The 22,446-nt window shown below is 60.6% G+C and carries 24 protein-coding genes; 11 read left to right on the top strand and 13 right to left on the bottom strand.

The annotated features are described in order from the left end of the window. Position 1: 1 nt before the first annotated feature. The 3 genes from AEQ67_RS17200 to AEQ67_RS17190 all read right to left on the bottom strand — a co-directional run bounded on the left by AEQ67_RS17200 (position 2) and on the right by AEQ67_RS17190 (position 3,886). Positions 2–2,170, bottom strand: coding sequence for a xanthine dehydrogenase family protein molybdopterin-binding subunit (locus tag AEQ67_RS17200; RefSeq protein ID WP_059405035.1), 2,169 nt, complete (start codon positions 2,168–2,170; stop codon positions 2–4). Positions 2,171–2,184: 14 nt separating this feature from the next. Then, positions 2,185–2,640, bottom strand: coding sequence for a (2Fe-2S)-binding protein (locus AEQ67_RS17195; RefSeq protein ID WP_059405034.1), 456 nt, complete (start codon positions 2,638–2,640; stop codon positions 2,185–2,187). A gap of 400 nt (positions 2,641–3,040) precedes the next feature. Beyond that, positions 3,041–3,886 carry an oxidoreductase gene (locus AEQ67_RS17190; protein ID WP_059405033.1) on the bottom strand — a complete coding sequence of 282 codons (846 nt, stop codon included), beginning with the start codon at positions 3,884–3,886 and terminating at the stop codon, positions 3,041–3,043. Between the two features lie 114 nt (positions 3,887–4,000). On the opposite strand from AEQ67_RS17190, the gene AEQ67_RS17185 reads away from it, so the two are divergent. After that, entirely contained in the window at positions 4,001–4,918 is a 918-nt protein-coding gene (locus tag AEQ67_RS17185; RefSeq protein ID WP_059405032.1) for a LysR family transcriptional regulator, read from the top strand. A 224-nt stretch (positions 4,919–5,142) separates the two neighbouring features. Here the strand turns inward: AEQ67_RS17185 and AEQ67_RS17180 are convergent, their stop codons facing one another. Then, a complete protein-coding gene (locus AEQ67_RS17180) occupies positions 5,143–5,409 on the bottom strand; it encodes a hypothetical protein (protein WP_059405031.1) in 267 nt (88 codons plus the stop codon). A 264-nt stretch (positions 5,410–5,673) separates the two neighbouring features. Between AEQ67_RS17180 and AEQ67_RS17175 the strand changes: the two genes are divergently transcribed. Both AEQ67_RS17175 and AEQ67_RS17170 read left to right on the top strand, forming a co-directional pair. Next, positions 5,674–6,177, top strand: a complete 504-nt coding sequence (locus AEQ67_RS17175) for a VOC family protein (protein WP_059405030.1) — start codon at positions 5,674–5,676, stop codon at positions 6,175–6,177. 33 nt (positions 6,178–6,210) lie between these two features. Continuing rightward, a complete protein-coding gene (locus tag AEQ67_RS17170) occupies positions 6,211–7,044 on the top strand; it encodes an AraC family transcriptional regulator (protein WP_059405029.1) in 834 nt (277 codons plus the stop codon). Here the strand turns inward: AEQ67_RS17170 and AEQ67_RS17165 are convergent. From AEQ67_RS17165 to AEQ67_RS17150, 4 genes are all read right to left on the bottom strand, one after another. After that, entirely contained in the window at positions 7,041–7,628 is a 588-nt protein-coding gene (locus tag AEQ67_RS17165; protein WP_059405028.1) for a LysE family translocator, read from the bottom strand. The genes AEQ67_RS17170 and AEQ67_RS17165 overlap by 4 nt on opposite strands. Before the next feature lie 288 nt (positions 7,629–7,916). Then, a complete protein-coding gene (locus AEQ67_RS17160; protein WP_059405027.1) occupies positions 7,917–9,425 on the bottom strand; it encodes a tripartite tricarboxylate transporter permease in 1,509 nt (502 codons plus the stop codon). Between the two features lie 24 nt (positions 9,426–9,449). Further along, positions 9,450–9,944, bottom strand: a complete 495-nt coding sequence (locus AEQ67_RS17155) for a tripartite tricarboxylate transporter TctB family protein (protein WP_059405026.1) — start codon at positions 9,942–9,944, stop codon at positions 9,450–9,452. Next, entirely contained in the window at positions 9,941–10,912 is a 972-nt protein-coding gene (locus AEQ67_RS17150; RefSeq protein WP_059405025.1) for a Bug family tripartite tricarboxylate transporter substrate binding protein, read from the bottom strand. Before AEQ67_RS17150 ends, AEQ67_RS17155 begins: the two co-directional genes overlap by 4 nt. A gap of 213 nt (positions 10,913–11,125) precedes the next feature. Between AEQ67_RS17150 and AEQ67_RS17145 the strand changes: the two genes are divergently transcribed. The 5 genes from AEQ67_RS17145 to AEQ67_RS17125 all read left to right on the top strand — a co-directional run bounded on the left by AEQ67_RS17145 (position 11,126) and on the right by AEQ67_RS17125 (position 15,201). Then, positions 11,126–11,746 carry a LysE family translocator gene (locus tag AEQ67_RS17145; protein WP_059405024.1) on the top strand — a complete coding sequence of 207 codons (621 nt, stop codon included), beginning with the start codon at positions 11,126–11,128 and terminating at the stop codon, positions 11,744–11,746. 235 nt (positions 11,747–11,981) lie between these two features. Then, the gene (locus AEQ67_RS17140; protein WP_059405066.1) at positions 11,982–12,455 is read left to right on the top strand and encodes an arsenate reductase ArsC; all 474 of its coding nucleotides are present in this window, start codon (positions 11,982–11,984) and stop codon (positions 12,453–12,455) included. Between the two features lie 186 nt (positions 12,456–12,641). Further along, on the top strand, positions 12,642–13,724 hold the full coding sequence (locus AEQ67_RS17135) for a bifunctional transcriptional activator/DNA repair enzyme AdaA (protein ID WP_059405065.1): 1,083 nt from the start codon (positions 12,642–12,644) through the stop codon (positions 13,722–13,724). 42 nt (positions 13,725–13,766) lie between these two features. Beyond that, positions 13,767–14,579 (top strand): isocitrate lyase/PEP mutase family protein, encoded by an 813-nt coding sequence (locus tag AEQ67_RS17130; protein ID WP_059405023.1) that lies wholly within the window; start codon positions 13,767–13,769, stop codon positions 14,577–14,579. 4 nt (positions 14,580–14,583) lie between these two features. Beyond that, positions 14,584–15,201 (top strand): DNA-3-methyladenine glycosylase family protein, encoded by a 618-nt coding sequence (locus tag AEQ67_RS17125; RefSeq protein WP_059405022.1) that lies wholly within the window; start codon positions 14,584–14,586, stop codon positions 15,199–15,201. A gap of 135 nt (positions 15,202–15,336) precedes the next feature. Here AEQ67_RS17125 and AEQ67_RS17120 read toward each other — a convergent pair whose 3' ends face one another. The 3 genes from AEQ67_RS17120 to AEQ67_RS17110 form a co-directional block, all read right to left on the bottom strand. Further along, positions 15,337–16,434 (bottom strand): extracellular solute-binding protein, encoded by a 1,098-nt coding sequence (locus AEQ67_RS17120; protein ID WP_059405021.1) that lies wholly within the window; start codon positions 16,432–16,434, stop codon positions 15,337–15,339. A gap of 2 nt (positions 16,435–16,436) precedes the next feature. After that, positions 16,437–17,561, bottom strand: coding sequence for an agmatine deiminase (gene aguA / locus AEQ67_RS17115; RefSeq protein WP_059405020.1), 1,125 nt, complete (start codon positions 17,559–17,561; stop codon positions 16,437–16,439). Between the two features lie 100 nt (positions 17,562–17,661). Next, positions 17,662–18,546 carry a LysR substrate-binding domain-containing protein gene (locus AEQ67_RS17110; protein WP_059405019.1) on the bottom strand — a complete coding sequence of 295 codons (885 nt, stop codon included), beginning with the start codon at positions 18,544–18,546 and terminating at the stop codon, positions 17,662–17,664. Positions 18,547–18,804: 258 nt separating this feature from the next. On the opposite strand from AEQ67_RS17110, the gene AEQ67_RS17105 reads away from it, so the two are divergent. Beyond that, entirely contained in the window at positions 18,805–19,200 is a 396-nt protein-coding gene (locus tag AEQ67_RS17105; RefSeq protein ID WP_059405018.1) for a PaaI family thioesterase, read from the top strand. A 36-nt stretch (positions 19,201–19,236) separates the two neighbouring features. After that, positions 19,237–19,725, top strand: a complete 489-nt coding sequence (locus AEQ67_RS17100) for a GFA family protein (RefSeq protein WP_059405017.1) — start codon at positions 19,237–19,239, stop codon at positions 19,723–19,725. Between the two features lie 160 nt (positions 19,726–19,885). On the opposite strand, the gene AEQ67_RS17095 is transcribed toward AEQ67_RS17100, so the two are convergent. Beyond that, complete coding sequence (locus AEQ67_RS17095) at positions 19,886–20,494, bottom strand: tRNA-(ms[2]io[6]A)-hydroxylase (protein ID WP_059405016.1); 609 nt, start codon at positions 20,492–20,494, stop codon at positions 19,886–19,888. Between the two features lie 161 nt (positions 20,495–20,655). Here AEQ67_RS17095 and AEQ67_RS17090 point away from each other — a divergent pair, with 161 nt between their 5' ends. Continuing rightward, positions 20,656–21,519, top strand: a complete 864-nt coding sequence (locus AEQ67_RS17090) for a universal stress protein (RefSeq protein ID WP_059405015.1) — start codon at positions 20,656–20,658, stop codon at positions 21,517–21,519. A 119-nt stretch (positions 21,520–21,638) separates the two neighbouring features. On the opposite strand, the gene AEQ67_RS17085 is transcribed toward AEQ67_RS17090, so the two are convergent. Further along, on the bottom strand, positions 21,639–22,109 hold the full coding sequence (locus AEQ67_RS17085; protein WP_059405014.1) for a DUF1289 domain-containing protein: 471 nt from the start codon (positions 22,107–22,109) through the stop codon (positions 21,639–21,641). Positions 22,110–22,446: the final 337 nt, after the last annotated feature.

Here is a 22,446-nt window from a genome sequence, read left to right as displayed (position 1 = left end):
CTCACACCCCCGACAGTTGCAGCGGCAGTTCCCGCAGGCGCTGCCCGGTCAGGGCGAACACTGCGTTGGCCACTGCCGGTGCCGTGGGCGGTACACCGGCCTCGCCGATGCCGCCGGGTTTTTCGGTGCTGGGCACGATATGCACTTCAACCACCGGCATTTCGTTGAGCCGCAGCACTTGATAGTCGTGATAGTTGGACTGCACCACCTGCCCGTCCTTGAAGGTCAGTTTGCTGTGCAAGGTAAATCCGAGGCCGAAGGTGATGCACGATTCCATCTGCGCCGCGATGCTTTGCGGGTTGACCGCGATCCCGCAGTCCACCGCGCACACCACCCGGTGCACGCGAATCGCCAGGTTGTCCTGCGACACTTCAGCGACGTGGGCCACGTAACTGCCGAACGATTCATGCACCGCCACGCCCAACGCGTGGCCGTCGGGCAAAGGCGCATCCCAGTTGGCTTTCTCCACCGCCAGGTTCAGCACCCCGAGATGCCGCGGGTGCGCCTTGAGCAAGGTTCGTCGGTACTCCACCGGATCCTTGCCGGCAGCCTCAGCCAGTTCATCGATCAACGATTCCATGACAAACGCGGTATGGGTGTGCCCGACCGAGCGCAGCCACAGCACGCTGATACCGGTTTTCGGTGAATGCAGTTCCACCTGGTGATTGGCCAGCCCGTCAAGGTAAGGGCTGTCGGCCACACCTTCGACCGAGGTTTTGTCGATGCCATCCTTGACCATGGCCGCCTCAAGCATGGTGCCGGCCATGATCGATTGCCCGACCATCACATGCTTCCAGGCCAATGGCAGGCCGTCGGCACCCAGACCCACGCGCGCCTGATGCAGGAACGCCGAGCGGTAGTACCCGCCACGGATATCGTCCTCACGGGACCAGACGGTTTTGACCGGCCCGCCGGCAGCTTTGGCGACGTACACGGCTTCGCTGACAAAGTCCGAAGTCGGGTTGGCCCGGCGCCCAAAGCCGCCGCCCAAAAACTCGGTATGAATCTCGACTTGTTCGGGTTTGAGCCCGGTGATTTTCCCGGCGATCATTTGATCCAGGGTCTGGAACTGGGTCCCGGTCCAGATTTCGCATTTGTCTTTGGTGATGCTCACCGTGCAATTGAGCGGCTCCATCGGCGCGTGCGCCAGGTAGGGAACGCTGTACTCGACGTCGATGATCTTTGCCGCTTTGGCCAGGGTCGCCTCGGTATCGCCGGCCTTGCTGGCGGACGTACCGGGTGTGGCGGCGAGTTTGCGGAAGCTTTCCAGCAGTTTTTGACTGTCGAGCCCGGCGTTTGGCCCCAGGTCCCAATCAACCTTCAGCGCATCGCGCCCAAGCTTCGCCGCCCAGTAATGATCGGCAATCACCGCCACGCCCGTGGGCACCTGCACCACTTTGTGGACGCCCGGTACGGCCAGCGCTTGAGCGCCTTCGAAGGATTTGACGCTGCCGCCCAACACCGGTGGACGGGCGACCATGGCGGTCATCAGTCCTTCGAATTGCACATCCATGCCGAATTTGGCCCGGCCGGTGATTTTTTCCGGCGTGTCGAGGCGCTTGGTGGGTTTGCCGATGAGTGTCCAGTCCTTGGCGTCCTTGAGCTTGATCGAGGCTGGATCCGGCACCGGCAACTTACCGGCATCATCGGCCAGTTCCCCGTACGTTGCGCGGTGGTCGCCGGCAATCACCACGCCCGACTCGGTGCGAATCGCCGAGGGCGCGACGTTGAAGCGCTGGGCGGCCGCGTCGATCAGCATCAGACGCGCTGCCGCACCGGCCTGGCGGTAGCGGTCGAACTCCATCCAGGTTGAGGTCGAGCCGCCGGTAATTTGCATCCCGCCAAACGCCGCCAGACCATAATCGGCGGCCGACGCGGGTGAATGTTCGACGCGGATTTTCGACCAGTCGGCGTCCAGCTCCTCGGCGATCAGCATGGTCAGGCCGGTCCAGATGCCCTGGCCCATTTCCGAATGGCCGAGCAGCACGGTGACGCTGTTGTCGTTGCCAATTCGCAGGAACGCATTGGGCGCGAACACGTTGCCTTGATTCTCGGCGCCGACGGCAAAGCGATGCGCGCCGGGGATGACAAACGCCACCACCAGCCCGCCGCCCAGCACGGCACTGCCCTTGAGAAAACCACGGCGTGACAATCGATTGATGCTGTTCATTGCCAAGCCTCCCATCAACCGAGTTCGGCGGCGCGTTTGACCGCTGCACGAATCCTTGGATAAGTGCCGCAGCGACAGATATTGCCGGACAGTGCCTGGTCGATGTCGCTGTCGGTGGGCTTGGGGATCTTCGCCAGCAAAGCCGCCGCCGACATGATCTGCCCGGACTGGCAATAACCACACTGGACCACATCGAGTTCAGCCCAGGCTTGTTGCACCGGGTGCGTGCCGTCGGTGGACAGGCCTTCGATGGTGAGGATTTTCTGCCCATGGGCCACGGCCGTGGCGGGCGTGATGCAAGAACGCAGTGGTGCGCCGTCGATGTGTACAGTGCAGGCGCCACACTGGGCCATGCCGCAACCGAATTTGGTGCCAGTGAGGTGCGCGACATCACGCAGCACCCAGAGCAGCGGCATGTCCGCAGGGACATCCAGCTCCTGGTCCTTGCCGTTGATGTTAAGGGTCAGCATTGCGAATTTCCTCAGACTCACGGTGATGCCATTGTTTTTTGCAGGAGCGAAGCTCGCGAAGAACGGTAACGCGGGGTGTCAGCATGGACGCTTTCGCGGGCAAGCCTCGCTCCTGCAGGATTGGGGTTATCCCTACAGCTAAGCGCAATTTGATCCAACGGACAGGTTCATCGACCACCGGTCACACAAAGGCCGCCTCAATGGGCGGCCTTCGGTGAACCTGTAAGACCTGTACCACCTGTAGCAGCTGTCGAGCCTGCGAGGCTGCGTTCGGCGGCGCAGCCGTCGTAAACCCTGCACGCGAGGTTTTCCTGAAACACCGCGGTGTCTGATTTCACGACGGCTTCGCCGCCGAACGCAGCCTCGCAGGCTCGGCAGCTGCTACAGGTCCGTGGTGATTTTAGAAATCGGTGGAGACCGATACTTCGCGCCAAGCCTGCAACTCTTCGGCGACGAAGCTGTTCTTGGCTTCGATCGCCGCGACGCAGTCACTGCCCAGTGGCAAGCGCAGCGGGGCTTTTTCCGCTTCTACCAGGGTGATCATGGCGTCAGCGAGTTTGTCCGGGTCGCCAGGCTGATTCAGGGTCACTGCCTTGGCAATTTTCCGTACCTCACCGGCCGTACCGTCGTAATCGGCAATCGTGGACGGCGATTCGACCAGCGAATTGCCTTCAAGGAATTCGGTGCGGAAGTAACCCGGCTCGACCACGGTCACTTTGACACCCAGCGGCGCCAGCTCGGCGTGCAGTGCCTCGCTCAAGCCTTCGACGGCAAATTTGGTCGAGCAATAGACACCAAAGCCCGGCCCCGACCGGTAGCCGCCCACCGACGAAAGGTTGATCACATGCCCGCTGCGAGCGGCACGCATGTAAGGCAGGACGGCGCGAGTGACATTCAGCAAGCCGAAAACGTTGGTTTCGTACACGCGCCGCACTTCATCGGCACTGGCCTCTTCCACCGCGCCGAGCAAACCGAAACCGGCGTTGTTGACCAGCACGTCGATGCGGCCAAAGTGGTCAATGGCGGCTTTTGCGACCGCAATGCCTTGAGCTTCGTTGGTGACATCCAGGGACACGGCGAGCAGAGCGGGTTGAGTGCCGAAGCGTTGGGTGACGGTGTTCGCGTCACGGGCGGTGGCTACCACGGCGTCACCGTTGGCCAGGGCGGCGGCGGTGATCTTGGCGCCAATGCCACGGGAAGCACCGGTGATGAGCCAGACACGTTTGAAGCTGTGGGCAGTGGTCATGAGCGTGATTCCTTTTGTGCAGTTGGGGTAAGCACAAGGTACGCAGGATGATTGGCCGGAAAAATGCCCTCGTGTTACAAGCACTATGAAACGCTCTTTCATAATGGCGCTGACATGACCCACGACCCATTCGACGGCTTGACCGAGTTTCTGGCGGTGGCCGAACACAAAAGTTTCACCCTGGCCGCGACAAAACTGGCGGTGCCCCCCACGGCAGTCAGCCATGCGATCAAGTTGCTTGAGCGTCGCACCGGCGTGCTGCTGTTTCAGCGCACCACCCGCCGAGTAGCACTGACCGAGGCCGGCGCCAGCCTGTTTGCCCGTTTGCGCCCGGCGGCCAGTGAAATCGACGAAGCCCTGGCGGTGCTCAGCGGTTTTCGCGATCAGCCCATGGGCACCTTGCGGCTCACGGCACCGCGGCTGTCCGGCAGTTTATTGATGGAGCCGCTGATTGCGCTGTACCGCCAGGCGTATCCGCAAGTCACCCTCGACATCTCCCTGGACGACGCCACGGTCGATCTGATGGCCGGCGGTTTTGACGCCGGGATTCGCCTGGGCGAGTCGATCGAAAAAGACATGATCGCGGTGCGCCTGACGCCCGATCTGCAATGGTCGGTGGTGGGTTCCCCGGCGTACTTCGCCAAGGCTGGCAGACCGGCCAGCCCTGAGGAATTGACTCGGCATGAATGCATCGGCTTTCGCTTCTCGACATCGGGCAGCGCCCATCGCTGGGAGTTTCGCCGCGAGGGCCGGGATTTTACCGTCGGCGTCGAGGGTGGCGTGATCGTCAATGATCGGCGCCTGTTGGTGGCGGCTGCTCGCAGTGGTACGGGTTTGGCGTATGCCTGTGATCTGGAGATTGCCGACGAGTTGGCGGATGGGCGCCTTGAGCGAGTGCTGCAAGCGTTTGTGCCGCTTAGTTCGGCGTTGTATCTGTATTTTCCCGGCCGGACGCAGTCGCAGCCAAAACTACGGGCGTTTATTGATTTAGCTACGGGGTGGATTGCGAGCCAAAGTGGGCTCGGTAGATGAGGTGTATATCCGTTGTTGCAGCTGTTGGTTTCACCACTACGGCGGATCACTTGGAAGAGCCGTAGGAGCGAGCTTGCTCGCGAAGGTCGTCAACGATGACGCGTGTTACCAGGATTAACGCGGTGCCTGTGGGTTCATCGCGAGCAAGCTCGCTCCTACAGTTGATCGGGTTGTCTGGAGGAACACGCTCCCACATTTGGGCTGTGTACGTCCGCCAAAGCGTGTCAGACCACCACCGCCACCGCCACCGCCACCGCCACCGGATGCGTAGTCAAACGATGCTGCGCCAGCAAGCGCATCACATAACCGATTTTAAGGAAGGTCGGCCCGATGATGGTCATGGCATGCATCGACACCAGGGCCGCAATCGGCATATGACCGTTGTAGAGATAGGCACCGTATATACCGGCCAAAAACATCACCAGGCCAGTCACGAGCACGCGGCTCGACAAGTGCAGCAAACTCTGAGGATTGTTGAAGAAATTGAACATTTTTTCGTACTCCTGAAGCGGGTCAGTTGTACGTCTGGTACATCAAGTCTCATGCCATATATTTAGTCGTTGTAAATCAATGCCCTGTAACTCACCGAGTCAAAAAGACTCCTCACTGACTTAGTCGTTAAGACTTAAAGATGGTCATATCGACTCCATTTCACCTGACAAACCCGGCGCACTTGTCGATCTACGGTACGACCAGACGAGCACAGGCTGACTACGCTGAAACTCAGCATGAGTAATCCGTAGAGGAGCAGCGCCATGCAACGTGTGCAAAAACTTACCCCCTGCCTATGGTTTGACGATCAGGCCGAAGAGGCCGCGAAGTATTACTGCTCGATCTTCGACCATTCGAAAATCACCGCCACCACCTATTACGGCCACGCCGGTTTCGAATTCCACGGTCGGCCCGAAGGCTCGGTGATGACGGTCAGCTTCGAACTCGACGGGCATAGTTTCACCGGCCTGAACGGCGGTCCGTTGTTCAAGTTCAGCGAGGCGGTTTCGTTCCAGGTCAATTGCCAGACCCAGGAAGAAATCGATCACTACTGGGGAACCCTGTCCGCCGGCGGCGTCCCTCAGGCCCAGCAATGCGGCTGGCTCAAGGACAAGTTCGGGCTGTCGTGGCAGATTGTGCCGATTGCCCTGATGGACATGATCAAAGACCCCGACACGGCAAAATCCCAGCGCGCCATGGAAGCGATGATGCAGATGAAAAAACTCGACATCGCCGAGCTGCAACGAGCCTTTAACGGTGAGAGCTAATACACTCCGACGCTGACCTGCCGAGGACTGACCATGAAGCACACCGTTGCCAAAAACGCCGACAAGGCCCCGCGCTTCTGGCGTGACGACGCCCTGCCCTTCATCGAAGCCCGCTCCATCGCCGATGGTCGCGAGGTCTGCTACACCCGGCATTCCCACGAGCACTTTTCCATCGGTGCGATCACGGCCGGGCGCAGCACTTATATTCATGAGCATGCGCAGTTTCAGGTCAGCGCCGGCACCGTGGTGCTGATGAACCCTGGCGATGTCCACGCCTGCAACCCGATCGACGATCAGCCTTGGTCATACCTGATGCTTTACGTCGATACGGCGTGGCTCACCGACTTGCAGCACCAGCTCGGGTTCAGCCAGGACCTGGCGTTTCGCCGTTTTTCCATCACGCACACTCACGACGCCAGCCTGTTTGAAGGCTTGAAGGCGTTGTATGAAGTGTTGGTCGATCAGCAGCAAGACGTGCTGGCTAAACACAGCGCGGCGGTGGAGTTTTTCACCGACGTGCAACTACGGCTGAATCCGGTCGACCAACCGCTGCGCGAACCCAATTTCAAACTGGAGCGCGCCGCCGATTACATCCGCGATCACTGCACGCACCTGCTCAAGCTCGAAGATATTTGCGAGGCGGCGCAGCTGTCGCCGTCCTACCTGATCCGCGCGTTCAAGCAACATTACGGCATGACGCCCCACGCGTTTCTGCTGAACCGGCGCATCCAGTTCGCCCAGGATCAATTGCGCAGCGGCAAGCTGATCGCCGATGTCGCACTGGAAGCGGGGTTTGCCGACCAGGCGCATTTTCAGCGGGTGTTCAAACAGCACCTGGCCGCGACACCGGGGCAATATCGCGGCTAAGGCAGCAGCAGATACACCGCGCTTATGGCCAGCAACATCGCCATGGTCCGGTTGAACACGCGCATCCCCGCCGGGTTGTTCAGATAGCCGCGCAAAAAGGTCCCGGCATAAGCCCAGCAGCCGACAGACACGTAGCAAATCACCAGATACACCGCGGCAAATTGCCAGACCAGCCGCGCTTCGCCATCGGCGACAAACGCGCCCATGCCGGCGACGCAGGCCAGCCAGGCTTTCGGGTTGAGCCATTGCATGACAGCGCCGTAGAGCATCGACGGTGCCCGGCCAGACTCCTTCGCATCGAGCTGACCGTTGTCGGCGGCCAACTTGTAGGCCATGAACAATAGAAACGCCACGCCGGCCCACTGCACCACCTGCGTCAGCGCCGGCCACAATTGCAACACCTCATGCAAGCCCAGGCCCATCAACACCAGCAACAACACGAAACCCAGCGTCGCCCCGGCCACATGCCGTTGACTGGCGCGAAAACCGAACTGCGCGCCGGCGCTCAACGCCACAATGTTCACCGGCCCCGGTGTAATCGAGGCCACCAGGGCAAACGCCGCCATGGAGATAATCAGACTCATCGCATACCTTCTTCAAGTCAGTGGAAACAGTGCTCAAGGTAAAGAGCCCCCCTGCCCACGTATTGAAGAAAACTGCCCAACACGAGTTTCAACGGCTACACACACCTCGTAGCAGCTGTCGAGCTTGCGAGGCTGCGTTCGGCTGCGCAGCAGTCGTGAAACCTGAGCACACGGTTTTCCTGATACACCGCATTGCCTGATTTCACGACTGCTGCGCAGCCGAACGCAGCCTCGCAGGCTCGACAGCTGCTACGGAGCGGAAAGTACAGGGGTGGTGGTCTCCCGCGTTCAATCGTCCTCATGCAATTTGATGCCGCGGGCGTGCAGCAGGTGGGGCACTAGCAGAACCAGGAGCGTCAGCGCGAGGAACGAGGCTGCAATGGGTTGCGTGATAAATATCGACCAGTCTCCTTCGCCAATCGACAAGGCATTGCGCAGCTGCTTTTCAGCCATTGGCCCCAGCAGCATGCCGACGATCACCGGGGCGACGGGAAAATCGAAACGGCGCATCAGCACGCCGCCCCAGCCGATGGCCAGCATCAGCAGCAGGTCGAAGGAAGAATGACGCATGCCGTACACACCAATGGTGGCAAACACCAGGATGCCGGCGTTCAGGTAGGGTCGGGGGATCTGCAACAGCTTGACCCAAAGGCCCACCAACGGCAGGTTCAACACCAGCAGAATCACGTTGCCAATGTACAACGAGGCCACCAGCGTCCAGACCAGTTCACCGGAGGTCTGGAACAGCATCGGCCCCGGTTGCAGGTTGTAGTTCTGGAAAGCGGCCAACAGAATCGCGGCCGTGGCGGAGGTCGGTATGCCTAATGTCAGCAACGGCACCAGCGAACCCGTCGCGCTCGCGTTGTTGGCTGCCTCAGGGCCGGCAACACCTTCTATCGCCCCCTGCCCCTTGCTGCCGGCAAACTCTTTCGGAAACTTGCTCAGTTTGCGTTCGGCCGAATAAGACAGAAAGGTCGGAATCTCAGCGCCGCCTGCCGGAATCGAACCAAAGGGAAATCCGATCAGCGTTCCTCGCAACCAGGCGGGGACCGAGCGTTTCCAGTCGGCCCTGGTCATCCACAACGAGGTCAAGCGGTGCCGACCGGATGCTTCTTCCTTTTGATACAGCAGGCTGTACAAAGCCTCACCCACGGCAAACAGCCCGACGGCCACCAGCACCACTTCGATGCCATCCACCAATTCCGGCACCCCCAGGGTGTAGCGAGCAATGCCCGACGTCGCGTCCAGGCCAATCAAACCCACCGCCAGGCCAATCCCCAACGAGGCGAAACCGCGCAGCATCGACGCGCCGAGTACCGCCGATACCGTCGTGAAGGACAGCACCAGAATCGCGAAATATTCCGCCGGGCCAAACTTGAGCGCCAGCGTGGCAACGATCGGGGCAAACAGGGTCAGCAAGATCGTCGCGATGGTGCCGGCCACGAACGAGCCTATCGCCGCCGTGGCCAGCGCCGGCCCTGCGCGTCCGTTGCGAGCCATGAGGTTGCCTTCCAGGGCGGTGACCATGGAGGACGACTCCCCTGGCGTGTTGAGCAAAATTGACGTGGTTGAGCCGCCAAACTGCGCGCCGTAATAGATCCCGGCGAACATGATCAACGCACCGGTAGGATCGACCTTGGCGGTGATCGGCAGCAGCAACGCCACCGTCAGCGCCGGCCCGATTCCCGGCAAGACCCCGATCGCGGTGCCGAGCAAACAGCCGATGAAGCCCCACATCAAGTTGATCGGTGTCAGCGCCGCGGCAAAACCGATTGCCAGGCTTGAGAGAATGTCCACCTTATTGACCTCCTTCGGCCCGGATCAGATCCAGGCGTTGATAAGGGGCGGAAGGGAGACCCCGAGCCCGGCGTTGAACAGCCAGTAGATCGGTAGCGTCAAGGCAATGCCGATGGCCAGGTCGCGCACCGGGCGGCGACTGCCAAAACCCCGTGCCGAGCAGGCAAACAGCAACCCTGCCGCCAGCACGAAGCCGATCAAGTTGATCAGCAACGCCACCCCCACCAGCCCCGCAGTGACCCAAGTAGCACCGAGTTTGCCGCCGGGGAGCGCTTTTTCACTCTCATCACTGTGATCCGCCAGTTCACGAAAACCTCCGGTGGCGGCCTGAATACTCAGCAACAGACCGACGATGCCGAGGAACCCGGCCAAGGCGTAGGGGTAAACGTGGGCGCCGAGGATGACGAAACCCATCTCGGCCGGAAACCGAAAGGCCCCGACCGCCAACACGGCGGCGATCACTATCACACCGACGCCAATCGCCAGTTGCGCCGGAAGTATTTTGCGCGGCTCATTCATTTGGCAATCAACCCGACCTCGACCAGCATCGCGTGCAGGCGCACGTGTTCTGCGTCGACGAATTTGCCGAACTCATCCCCGGTCAGGATGCTCGGTGACCACGCATTGGTTTTGACATTGTCCTTCCAGACGTTGCTATCGGCGGCGGCCAGCACGGCGTCGGTGACTTCTTTGCGTTGCTCGGGCGTGAGGTTCGCCGCACCGTAGACGCCGCGCCAGTTACCGATGATCACGTCGTAGCCTTTCTCTTTAAGCGTGGGTGCGTCGATGCCTTCAACGCGTTCCGGCGCGCCGATGGCGAGTACCCGGAACTGGCCGTTTTTGATGTATTGGCCCAGCTCGGCATAGCCTCCGGTGATCACCTTGATCTGCCCACCCAGTACCTGCGCAACGACTTCACCGCCACCGGCGAAGGCGACGTAATTGACCTTGTTCACGGGTATATCCATTTTGCCGGCCAGATCGGCGATGCCAATGTGATCGATCGAACCCTTGGAACCCCCGCCCCAAGTAATGCTGGAGGGTTTTTCCTTGAAGGCTTTCAGCAAGTCCTCCAGGGTTTTGAACTCGGACTCCTTGCGCACGGCAATCACGTTGTACTCGGTAAAAAGCCGGGCAATCGGCGTGACATCCTTCAAGGTGATTTGCGGCTTGTTCTGTTCAATGCCCGCTACCATGATCGCGCCGACAACGAGCAGCGCATTCGGGTCGCCCTTGGTGCTGTTGGCAAACTGCGCCAGCCCCAACGTCCCGCCTGCCCCACCTTTGTTTTCGAAGGTCACGGCTTTGGCCGACTTGGCTTCGATCAAGGCTTTGCCCAAATCCCGTGCGGTCTGGTCATATCCCCCACCGACGGAACCTGGGGCCATGAACTTGACGGTGTCCAGCGCGAACGCCGGTGTGGTGAGCGCGGCAGCGGTGATGCCAATGGCCATGGAACGAGTGAATCGACGGAACAAAGCCTGCATGAGTAGTCTCCCGATATTGTTTTTTTAGGTGCCGGTGAATCCCGCTCAGGAGCAAGCCCTGCTCACTGAGCATGCGTCTGTGAACAAGCGTAGGTCATAGATCTGTTTTTGACGTGCCGGGGCAAGTGTACGGCGACTTGAATGCGCCGCTGTATGGGCCAAGCCACCCGCCATCCATGATAAAAATACGGCTCTCGTACCAGGAGCCCCGTTATGGACCTTGCCACGCTCACGCTATTTCTTCCCGCCTGCTTCGCCCTGAACATGGCGCCCGGCCCGAACAATTTGCTGTCGGTCAGCAACTCGACCCGCTACGGCTACCGCACGGCCTGCCTGGCCGGGATCGGTCGTCTGCTGGCGTTCGCCGGGATGATTGCCCTCGCCTCGGCAGGGTTGGCGGTGGTGCTGCAAACCTCGGAGTTGTTGTTCTACGGGATCAAGATTCTGGGGGCGATGTACCTGCTCTATCTCGCCTGGCAATTGTGGCGTGCCGATCCGGGCGCACAAAACGCGGTGGCGGGTGCGCCGGTGGGCATGCTGGCGTTGGCGCGCCAGGAGTTTCTGGTGGCGGCCGGTAATCCGAAAGCGATCCTGATCTTTACCGCATTCCTCCCGCAATTCGTCGACTCGACCCGAGCGATAACCCCGCAATTTGCGGTGTTGGGCGCGCTGTTTCTGGTACTGGAATGGATCGCCATCGGTGCCTATGCCTACATGGGCCTGCACATGCGCCGCTGGTTCGCCGAGCCACGGGGCAAGCGGATATTCAACCGTTGCTGCGCGGGATTGTTGTCGGCGGCGGCTTCGGTGTTGCTGATGGCGCGCCGGGCCTGAGACACCCCCTAACTAATGTGGGAGCGGCGGTGCGACGATTCGACTTGCTCGCGAAAGCGGTCTGTCAGTCAAAGTGATGTCGACTGACACGGCGCCTTCGCGAGCAAGCCCGCTCCCACATTGGCCCTGCGGTGCCCTTTCGATCGTACTCAGAGCATTGGCATTTTCAGTTGGCCTACGTATATTCGGATATCCATATATACGAGCCGCTCCGATGAACGCACGCCCTGCCCCAATCAGAATTCTCTTCATGTGCACCGCCAACAGTTGCCGCAGCGTGTTGAGCGAAGCCCTGTTCAATCACTTGGCCCCAGCAGGTTTTGAAGCGGTGAGTTCCGGCAGTTTCCCCAGCGGCCGGCTCAACCCTCACGCCGTGCAAACCCTGCACAACCTCGGCATCTCCACCGAAGGCCTGTACAGCAAAGACTCCTCGGCCTTCGCCGATTCCCCGCCCGATATCGTCATCACCGTGTGCGACAAGGCAGCCGGGGAAGCCTGTCCGGTGTACTTCGGCCCGGCGATCAAAAGCCACTGGGGGTTGGCCGATCCATCGGACGTCCACGGCACTGAGCAGCAAATCCAGGCGGCTTTCGACAGCACTGTCGAAACGATCAAAACACGCTTTGCAGCCTTCTTCGCCCTGGATCTGAACAGCCTGTCGGACACCGAACTGAAAACCGAACTGGACCGCATCGCAGCGCCTGAATAATTTCGCACAACCCTGTAGGAGCTGGCTTGCCAGCGAAGGTCGTCAACGATAACGCGTGTTTTACTGAATCGATGCGGCGGCCTTGAGTCCATCGCTGGCAAGCCAGCTCCTACAAGGGGGGCGGTGCAGGAATTCTTTGTCGATTTTGCGGTGGAGGCTGTGGCCTTCGGGCCTTATGCTCAGTCCATGAACCTACAAAACGCAGTGCTTCCGCCCCACGCCGAGATGGTTCGCGCCATGCTCGAACGAGACACCGCCTACGAGGGGGTGTTCTTTACTGCGGTGAAAACCACCGGCATTTTCTGCCGCCCCAGTTGCACGGCGCGCAAACCGAAGCCGGAGAACGTCGAGTTCTTCGCCCACGCCGATGAATGCATGTCCGCAGGCTACCGCGCCTGCCTGCGCTGCAAGCCACTGGACGCCGCAGCCATTGCGCCGGACTGGGTGCAGCAACTGCTCAAATCGGTAGACGCCGACCCCGAACAGCGCTGGACCGATGCCCAGTTGCTCTCCGAGGGCATCGAGCCGCTGAAACTGCGGCGCTGGTTCAAACAGCATTTCGGCATGACCTTTCATGCCTGGCTGCGCACCCGGCGCCTCGGCATGGCGTTGGGCGGGATCAAACAGGGCGAGTCGATCGACAACGCAGCCTACGACTCGGGTTATGAATCCCTCAGCGGTTTTCGCGATGCGTTTCAAAAGTCCTTCAACATCACCCCGGGCCGGGCCGCCAATAGCGAGCCGCTGCTGTTCACCCGGTTAACTACGCCATTGGGGCCGATGATCGCCATGGCCGAACGTCGTGGGTTGGTGCTGCTGGAGTTTCTTGACCGGCCGGCGCTGACCCGTGAAGTCGAAGAATTGCAAAACCGTTATGGCTACGCGATCGCGCCGGGGCACAACGGGCATTTGCAGCAAATTGAAGCTGAACTGACGCAGTATTTCGCCGGCAAACTCACCGAGTTCAATGTTCCACTACACTTGCCCGGCAGCGAATTCGCGCGGCAGGTCTGGGCGCAACTGGCGCAAATCCCCTACGGCCAGACCAGCACCTACGGCGCCATCGCCGCACAGTTGGGCAAGCCCGGCGCCAGTCGCGCGGTGGGCCTGGCCAACGGGCACAACCGTCTTTCGATCGTCGTGCCCTGCCACCGGGTGATCGGTGCGGACGGCTCGCTCACGGGCTATGGTGGAGGACAACCGCGCAAGGCGTTTTTGCTCAGGCTGGAAAACGCCGCGATTCAGCTCACACGACAACTCGCATTCTGAACACCCTCGGTTTTCTCAAAAGGTCATAAGGAAGGACATTTGATGGACACGCTCGACAACCAATTCCAGCAGTTGCACCACGATGGCTTACTCATCCTCACCAACGTCGCCGATGCCGCCGGGGCGCGGCTGGTCGAGCAACTGGGCTGCAAAGCCGTGGCCACCAGCAGCGCAGCGGTGGCCTGGCTTCACGGGTATCAGGACGGCAACGCCCTGCCCCTCGAACGCCTGGTGTCGACGGTCGAGTCCATCGCCCGGGTGATCACGGTGCCGTTGACCGTGGACATCGAAGCCGGCTATTCCGATGACCTGGCGCGGGTGGCCGACGTGATTGATGCGGTCATCGCCGCCGGCGCGGTAGGGATCAATATCGAGGACGGCGCGTCACCGCCCGAGCTGCTGGTGCGCAAGATTGAAATCGCGCGTCAGGTGGCGGAACGTCGCGGCGTGAAGCTGTTCATCAATGCCCGCAGCGATGTCTACCTCAAAAGCCTGGTGCCCGCCGAAGACCGCGTGGCCGAGACGCTCAAGCGCGCTGCTTTGTATCAAGCCGCCGGTGCCGATGGGCTGTTTGCGGCCGGGGTCACCGCCGAGTACGAGATCGCGGCGCTGTGCCAAGGCACTACCCTGCCCGTCAACGTTCTCGGGCTCCCGGGCCTGCCATCGCCTGAAGCACTGAAGGCACTCGGCGTACGCCGGTTGAGCGCGGGTTCTCGCATCGCCGAGTTTCTGTATGGCGCCATGGCGACAGTGACCAAGAGTTTCCTGGAAACCGGCACGTTCGACACCCGCGAACTCAAGGCTTTCACCTATGGCGAAGTGAACGCCCTGCTGGCAACGTCCGGGAAAATCTGAGCCCATGCCCGACCGCTATCTGCCCGCTACCCAATTTCTATCGTCCATCGATGAGGACTGGGCGCGCCACATCGCCGCTATCGGCCCGTGCCTGCATCAGCCCCATGCGGCGCGTGATCCTTATGAGTCGCTGGTGCGGGCGATTGCCTACCAGCAACTGCACGCCAAGGCCGGGGATGCGATTGTCGGCCGGCTGTTGGCACTGTTCCCTGCGGGCGGGTTTCCGAGGCCGGAACAGATTGTTGCCACCGACTTTGACCGGCTGCGCAGTTGCGGGTTTTCCGCCAGCAAAATTGCGACTATTCAGGGGATCGCCCAGGCCGCGCTGGACGCTGTCGTGCCTGACTACGCCACGGCGCTGGCCATGGATGACGAGGCGTTGATCGAGCGCCTGATCACCTTGCGCGGGGTTGGCCGCTGGACCGTGGAGATGTTGCTGATTTACAGCCTGGAGCGGCCGGATATTTTGCCGGCCGATGACTTTGGTGTGCGTGAAGGGTATCGGCGGCTCAAGGGGTTGGAGGTACAGCCGACGCGTAAGCAGATGATTGAAATCGGGATGGCGTGGAGTCCTTATCGGACGGTGGCATCGTGGTATTTGTGGCGGATGACCGGCAAGTAGACCGCGTTATCGTTCTTCGCGGGCAAGCCTCGCTCCTACAGGTTTTGTGTCGAGCACACACACCGATCCTTGTGGGAGCGGGCTTGCCCGCGATGGCGTCATTCCATTCACCACATCACCCAAACTCAAACCTAATCACAACCCCGACTTCAACCGACTGAACGCCCGAATCAGCGCCCGGTTGAACGCCTTGCCATTGTCATTCTTGCTATACAGCGAAGCCCGCACCTGCGCCGACGGATACGTCCCCGGATCATCGCGAATCGCCGGATCAATCAAACCATCCGCCGCCGTAATCGCATTGGCGTAATGAATGGTGTCGGTAATCGGCGCAATCACCTCAGGCGTCATCAAATAATCCATCAACGCCAATCCAGCCTCGGGATGCGGTGCATCCTTGGGGATGACCATGGCGTCGAACCAGATTAACGTACCCTCTTTCGGTATCCGGTAACTCAGTTTGAACGGCTTGTTCGCCGCCTCGGCCTGCCCGGCGGCAATCGCCACGTTGCCGTTCCACGACATGGCGACGCAGGTGTTGCCGTTGGCCAGGTCGCTGATGTTCAGATCGTTGTCGAAATATCGAATGTAGGGCCGAATCTTCGCCAGTTGCTGCTCGGCCAGTTTCAAGTCATCGAGGTTCTGCCGGTTGATGTCCAGCCCCATGTATTTCATGACGGCAGCGAACACCTCGTTGGGATCATTGAGCAGGCTGACCCCGCAATCGGCGAATTTCGCCACCACCGCCGGGTCGAACAGCATCGCCCAACTGTCCGTTGGCGCATCGGGCAGGCGCTGTTTCACCGCCTCCTCCTGATAACCAACGCCCGTGGTGCCCCAAGCGTAGATCCCGGCGTAACGATTGCCCGGATCAAACACCGCCATGTGCTGGCGAAACTCCTCGCCAACCCCGGCAAAATGCGGCAGCAATTGCGGGTTTAGCGCTTGAATCGCCCCACTCTGGATCGCCCGGGACAGGTGCTGCCCGGCAGTCAGCACGAGGTCGTAGCCGCTGCGGCCGGTGAGCAGTTTGGTCTCGACGGTTTCCAGCGAGTCGAAGTGATCGGCCACGACGTGGATGCCGGTTTTTTTCTCGAAATTCTTCAAGGTATCCGGGGCCAGGTACTCGCCCCAGATGTACAGGTTCACCACCGGTTTGGCGGTGTCGGCGGCCTGCACACACAGGGGTGCAAGCACCAGCAATAACGCTTGAGTCAGTTTGTGCAGGCCCATGATTAAACTCCCTTTTTGTTGCAGGCAGTGCCAGCGTATTGCGGCATGGTGATGCACGCGACGTTGCCGCCGCCGAGGAGGATTTCCCGGGAGTTTTCGATGCCGACGATTGTGTGCTGCGGGAACAGTTCGGCCAGGGTCGCCTGTGCCGCCTGATCATGGCGATCGCCAAACAGCGGCACCACAATCGACGTGTTGCCGGCGTAGTAGTTGATGTACGACGCGCAGATTTTGGTCCCGGCCTGACGCACATGGGTGCTATCGAGCTGGTCCAGCCCTTCGGCCTCTTCGGCGGTCCATTCCAGCACGTCCGGTTGCGGCAATTTGTGCACGATCAACTCGCGACCACGGCTGTCGCGGGTGCTGCGCAGGATGTCGTAGGCTTCCTGGTAGATTTCCCATTGCGGGTCATCGCGATTGTCGGTCCATTGCAGCACCACTTCACCGGGGCGCACGAAGCAGGCGAGATCGTCGACGTGGCCGTCGGTTTCGTCGAATTTACAGCCGCGTGGCAGCCAGATGATTTGCTCGGCGCCGAGGTAATCGGTCAATCGGCGAGTGACTTCTTCCTTGCCCAGATGCTGGTTGCGATTGCGGTTGAGCAGGCATTGCTCGGTGGTGAGGATGCTGCCCTGGCCATCGCTCTGGATGCCGCCCAACTCGGCGATCAGTGGCGCGCGGTAGCGGTCGAAACGTTCGATTTCGAGGATCTTGCTGGCGATCTGGTCGTCCTTGTCCCACGGATAATACAAGCCACCGTCGAGGCCGCCATAGGCGTTGAACTCGAAGTCCACACCGCGTACTTCGCCGCTGTCATCGTTGACCACAAAGCACGGCCCGCTGTCGCGAAACCAGGTGTCGTTGCAGGTCATTTCCACCACGCGCACGTGCGGCGGCAACTGGCGGCGGGCGGTGGCGAATTGTGCGGCGGAGGCACACACGGTAACCGGTTCGCTCTGGGCAATGGCGGTGACGATCTGCACCCAGACTTTCTGCGCAGGCTTGGCGCCGTTACGCCAGACGTCGGTGCGCTCCGGCCAGCCGAGCCAGCAGCCGGACTTGGTTTCGAATTCGCCGGGCAAACGGAAACCGTCGAGTTTGGGAGTGGTGTCGAGCAAACGTGCCATGGTCAAACCTCATCAGCGGGGATTGGAATGACCACAGGCTAAGTGCGTGAGCGCCCTGCTCGCCAACGATGATTATTTCGGAATACTTGAATTCAACTCATCAATCGATCAGCTGATCGTTGAACCACTCCAGCATCTGCGCCACCGCCGGACGCTCCAGCCGTACCCGTTCACACACCAGCGCATATTGGCCCAACGCGGTCATGCTGGAGGTGAAGGGCCGGACCAGCCGACCGCTGAGCAAGTCTTCCTGAGCGGTCAGGTTGTCGCCCATGGCCACACCCTGCCCTTGGGCCGCGGCTTCCAGCGCCAGGCCTGCGTGAGCAAAATACAGCTGGCGTTCCGGGCGCTGATCGCCGGCATGGCTGGTGAGCCAGGCGGTCCAGGTCTTGCCGTCCTGATCGTCGTGCAACAGACAGTGGCGCGCCAGGTCCTTCGGGGTTTTCAGGGTGCCCTGGTTGAACAGACCGGGGCTGCACACCGGGAAGAACTGCAGCGCCGGCAACGGCCGGACAAAGAACGCGCTGCTGTCCACCGGGCCGGTGCCGTAGGTGATCGCCAGGTCGATGTCTTCCCCCGGCGCCGTGGCGTCGATCGGTTGTTCGTAGAGGTGCAAGGTGATGTGCGGGTAACGGGCGTAGAAATCCGTGAGGCGACTCATCAGCCATTTTTGCGCGAGTTCGGCGGTGACCGCCAAACGCAAGACCGCCAGGGATGACGGGTCGCGCAGTTCATCGCAGGCATCGCCGATCAGTTCGAAGGCTTGCTGCAAACTCTGCATCAGACGCCCGGCCGCCATCGTCGGGCGAATCTGCCGGCCTTCGCGGATGAACAGCGACACGCCCAGTTGCTCTTCGAGTTGGCGAATCTGGTGGCTGACGGCGCTGTCGGTGACGCACAACTCCGCCGCCGCCCGGCCGAAGTGGGCGTGGCGGGCGGCGCATTCGAAGGTTCTGAGTGCTGCCAGTGAAGGTAGACGCCGCATGACTTGAGACCCCGATTTCGAGGCACACATGCTGACCCGGCGGGCGGTGGGCGTCCAGTGGGACCGTGTTATCGTTCATCGCGGGCAAGCCCGCTCCCACAGGGGACTTGTGAACGCCACAGATAAAATGTGGGAGCGGGCTTGCCCGCGATGAGGCCAGCACATTCACCACAAATCCAGCTTCATCAGCCTCAGTTATGGACAATGACTTCCCCCCGAACCGGGCGCATGTTGAACCTTCAATCGGAGGGATTCGCCATGCTCAACACACTCAAACAGATCAACTCAACCTCAGCCTTCAACCGCTGGGCCGGTTTCGAAGTCACTCGCGCCGAGAGCGGTGAAGCCGAACTGACAATGGCGTTTCGCGAGGCTGACATGGCGCAGTACGCCGGTTTCCTGCACGCCGGACTGATCGGCGCACTACTCGACACGGCGTGCGGCTTTGCGGCGGGAACGGTCGCCGGTAACGTGTTGGCTTCACATTTTTCGGTCAACTGCCTGGCGCCCGCCATCGGTGAAGTGTTCATCGCCCGGGGTCGGGTGGTGAAGGCCGGCAAGAAGCAGGTGTTTGCCCGCGCCGAGCTGTTCGCGCAAACCGGCGATCAATTGAAACTGGTGGCCACCGGCGATGCGATTCTGGTGCCGGTCTAGGCTGTCTGGATCAGCCAAGACCCGTCGGAGGTTGCCATGCAGCTCGAAGGTTCCTGCCATTGCGGCGCCGTGTCGTTCAGTTTGACCAGCGCCCACCCCTACCCGTATCAGCGCTGCTATTGCTCTATCTGCCGCAAGACCCAGGGCGGTGGCGGCTATGCGATCAATATTGCGGGCGATGCCAACAGCCTGAAAGTGCGCGGGCGCAAGCACATTGCGATTTACCATGCGTTACTCAAGGACGAAGGCGCTCAACGCGCCCACCGCAGTACGGCCGAGCGGCATTTCTGTTCGGTATGTGGCTCGGGTTTATGGCTGTTCAGCCCGGAATGGCCGGAGTTGATTCACCCGTTTGCCTCGGCCATCGACACACCGCTGCCGGTGCCGCCGGAACACACGCATTTGTTGCTGGATTCCAAGGCGCCGTGGGTAGAGGCAGAGGTGCAGCCTGGCGACAAACAGTTCGATGAGTATCCCGAAGAGTCCATCGCCGAGTGGCATGAACGCCTGGGGTTGAGCTGCTAACACTGTTCATGGGACGGGTGAGGTGTTGCTGATGGCCTCTTCGCGGGCAAGCCTCGCTCCTACAGGACCGCGTCGATTTTGCAAACGGCCGAATCCCTGTAGGAGCGAGGCTTGCCCGCGAAGGCGTCCTCAAGAACGACACAAGCCGTACTCCCCAGGTTTATGCAGCGGTTGGCACACCGCTGTGGAAGCGGAATTCCACGTCCGGTGATTCGATCAGTTCCTGCTCGGCGGTACGAACCCGGTCGATCACCTGGGCGATGTCCTTGGCATCACCGTACTGGTAGGCCAGTTTCAGATAACCCTGAAAATGCCGGGCCTCGCTTTTCAGCAGGCCGAAGTAGAATTTTCCCAGCTCCTCGTCCAGATGTGGCACCAACGCCTCGAAACGTTCACAACTGCGTGCTTCGATAAAGGCCCCCACCACCAGCGTATCGACTAGTTTCACCGGCTCGTGGCTACGTACCACTTTGCGCAGGCCCGAAGCGTAACGCCCGGCGGACAGTTGACGCAGCTCGATCTTGCGCTTTTTCATCAGGCGCATGACCTGTTCGTGGTGCACCAGCTCTTCCCGAGCCAGGCGTGACATCAGGTTGATCAGGTCGACGTGAGAGTGATACTTGGCAATTAGGCTCAACGCCGTGCTGGCCGCCTTGAATTCGCAGTTCTTGTGGTCGATCAGCAGGGTTTCCTGATCGGCCAGCGCGGCCTGGACCCAGCCATCGGGCGTGCGGCAGCCGAGGAACTCGTGGATTTCGGGAAGGATCATGGGGCTCACGGATAAGAGGTTCAAAACGAAGGGCGCCGATTATACCGGCCTGCCGGCAGACCACCAGTCGCGACCGTTGATATGCATCAAGTCCCGGATGGCCGACCAGCAACTATAGTTGTCCCCACGCAGTATTTTTTACCTTTCAGGAGATCCCGATCATGCAAGCCATACGCAGCATCCTGGTGGTCCTCGAGCCCGAACATTCGGAAAGCCTGGCGCTCAAGCGGGCCAAACTGATTGCTGGCGTGACCCAGGCTCATCTGCACCTGCTGGTCTGCGATCCCAAGCATGACCACAGCGGCATGCTGGGCGTGCTGAAGGCCGCTTTGCTGGAAGACGGCTACAGCGTGACCACGGAACAAGCCTGGAATCAAAGCCTGCATGAAACCATCGTCGATGTGCAGCAGGCCGAAGGCTGTGGGCTGGTGGTCAAGCAGCACTACCCCGACAGCCCGCTGAAAAAGGCCCTGCTGACCCCGGCGGACTGGAAACTGCTGCGCTATTGCCCGACGCCGGTGCTGCTGGTGAAAACCTCGAAGCCTTGGACCGGCGGGGTCATTCTGGCGGCCATTGACGTCGGTAGCACCGACGGCGAACACCGCACGTTGCATGCCTGCATTGTCGATCATGGTTTCGACATTGCCAGCCTGGCCAAGGCCCAGTTGCACGTGGTCAGCGCCCATCCGTCGCCGATGCTCTCGGCAGCCGATCCGACCTTGCAACTCAGCGAAACCATCGAGGCGCGTTATCGCGAACAGTGCAAATCGTTTCAGGCCGAGTTCGACATTGACGATGACCACCTGCACATCGAGGAAGGCCCGGCGGATGTGTTGATTCCGTACATGGTGCACAAGCTGCAGGCAGCCGTGACGGTGATTGGCACGGTTGCGCGAACCGGGTTGTCCGGGGCGTTGATCGGCAATACCGCGGAGGTGGTGCTGGATGCGGTGGACAGCGATGTGCTGGTGCTCAAGCCGGATACGATCATGGATCATCTGGAGGAGATCGTGACCCAGCATTGAGTTTTGTAGTGTCTGGACGGACGCTATCGCGGGCAAGCCCGCTCCCACAGTTTTTGTGTCGTACACAACGGTGGTGATCAACATAAAACCCGTGGGAGCGAGGCTTGCCCGCGATGCTGTCAGGCGCCGAAGGCGTCTTTCAGGAACCCCGGCGCAATGTAGCGCTGGTAATGCGCCTCGGAGAGCAAAAAGAACTCCCGATCAATGGCATCCCGCAATTCCGGCAGGTTCCAGTCGCGAAACTCCGGCATCAGCACCATTCCGTAGGCTTCCAGGTTATTGATCACCCGCGCCCCACGGGCGATCAGCTGATAGGCCCAGCAGTATTCCGACTGATGCGGTACGAAGCGGATCTTGCGCTGTTCCAGCTGCAAGCGCAGGCGCTGGGGATCGAAAATTTCCAGCTTGCTGGCCATTACCTGGGACAGCAGCAGCTCAAGACGCAGCCATACGGCACGCTTTTCCTCCTCGTTGTAACCATTCCAATTGATCACTTCATGGTGGAAACGCTTGCAGCCACGGCACACCAGATCACCGTAAACAGTGGAGCAGAGGCCGACGCAGGGGGTCTTGATGGTCTGATTGGGCATAGGTAGGCAAAATACGGGAAAGCAGAACAGGCCGGCATGTTAGCCCTTTGTCTAACATTGATCACCCCTCAAAGTTAAAGGGCTCAGGGTCTATTGGACTTTGGTGACGGCCGCGACGGAGGCCCGCTTGGTGCAGGGCAAGGCGCGAGGAACGTGGTTTGGTTGTTCCAAATAAGTTCCGAGCAACGCAGCCCTGCACCAAGCGGGCACCGTCCCTTCGGGTTGCGTGCCAATGTGCGCGAGGCTGCGTTGCAGGATTTGCCAAGGGAACAACCATGGGCGGCATCCCGCGCCTTGCCTCGCACACATTGGCCCAGCAACGCGGTCCGCCACCAAA

It is taken from the genome of Pseudomonas sp. RIT-PI-q (assembly GCF_001297125.1).
In the GTDB taxonomy this organism is placed as follows: Bacteria; Pseudomonadota; Gammaproteobacteria; order Pseudomonadales; family Pseudomonadaceae; genus Aquipseudomonas.
This window is presented reverse-complemented; position numbering and strand designations above follow the sequence as displayed.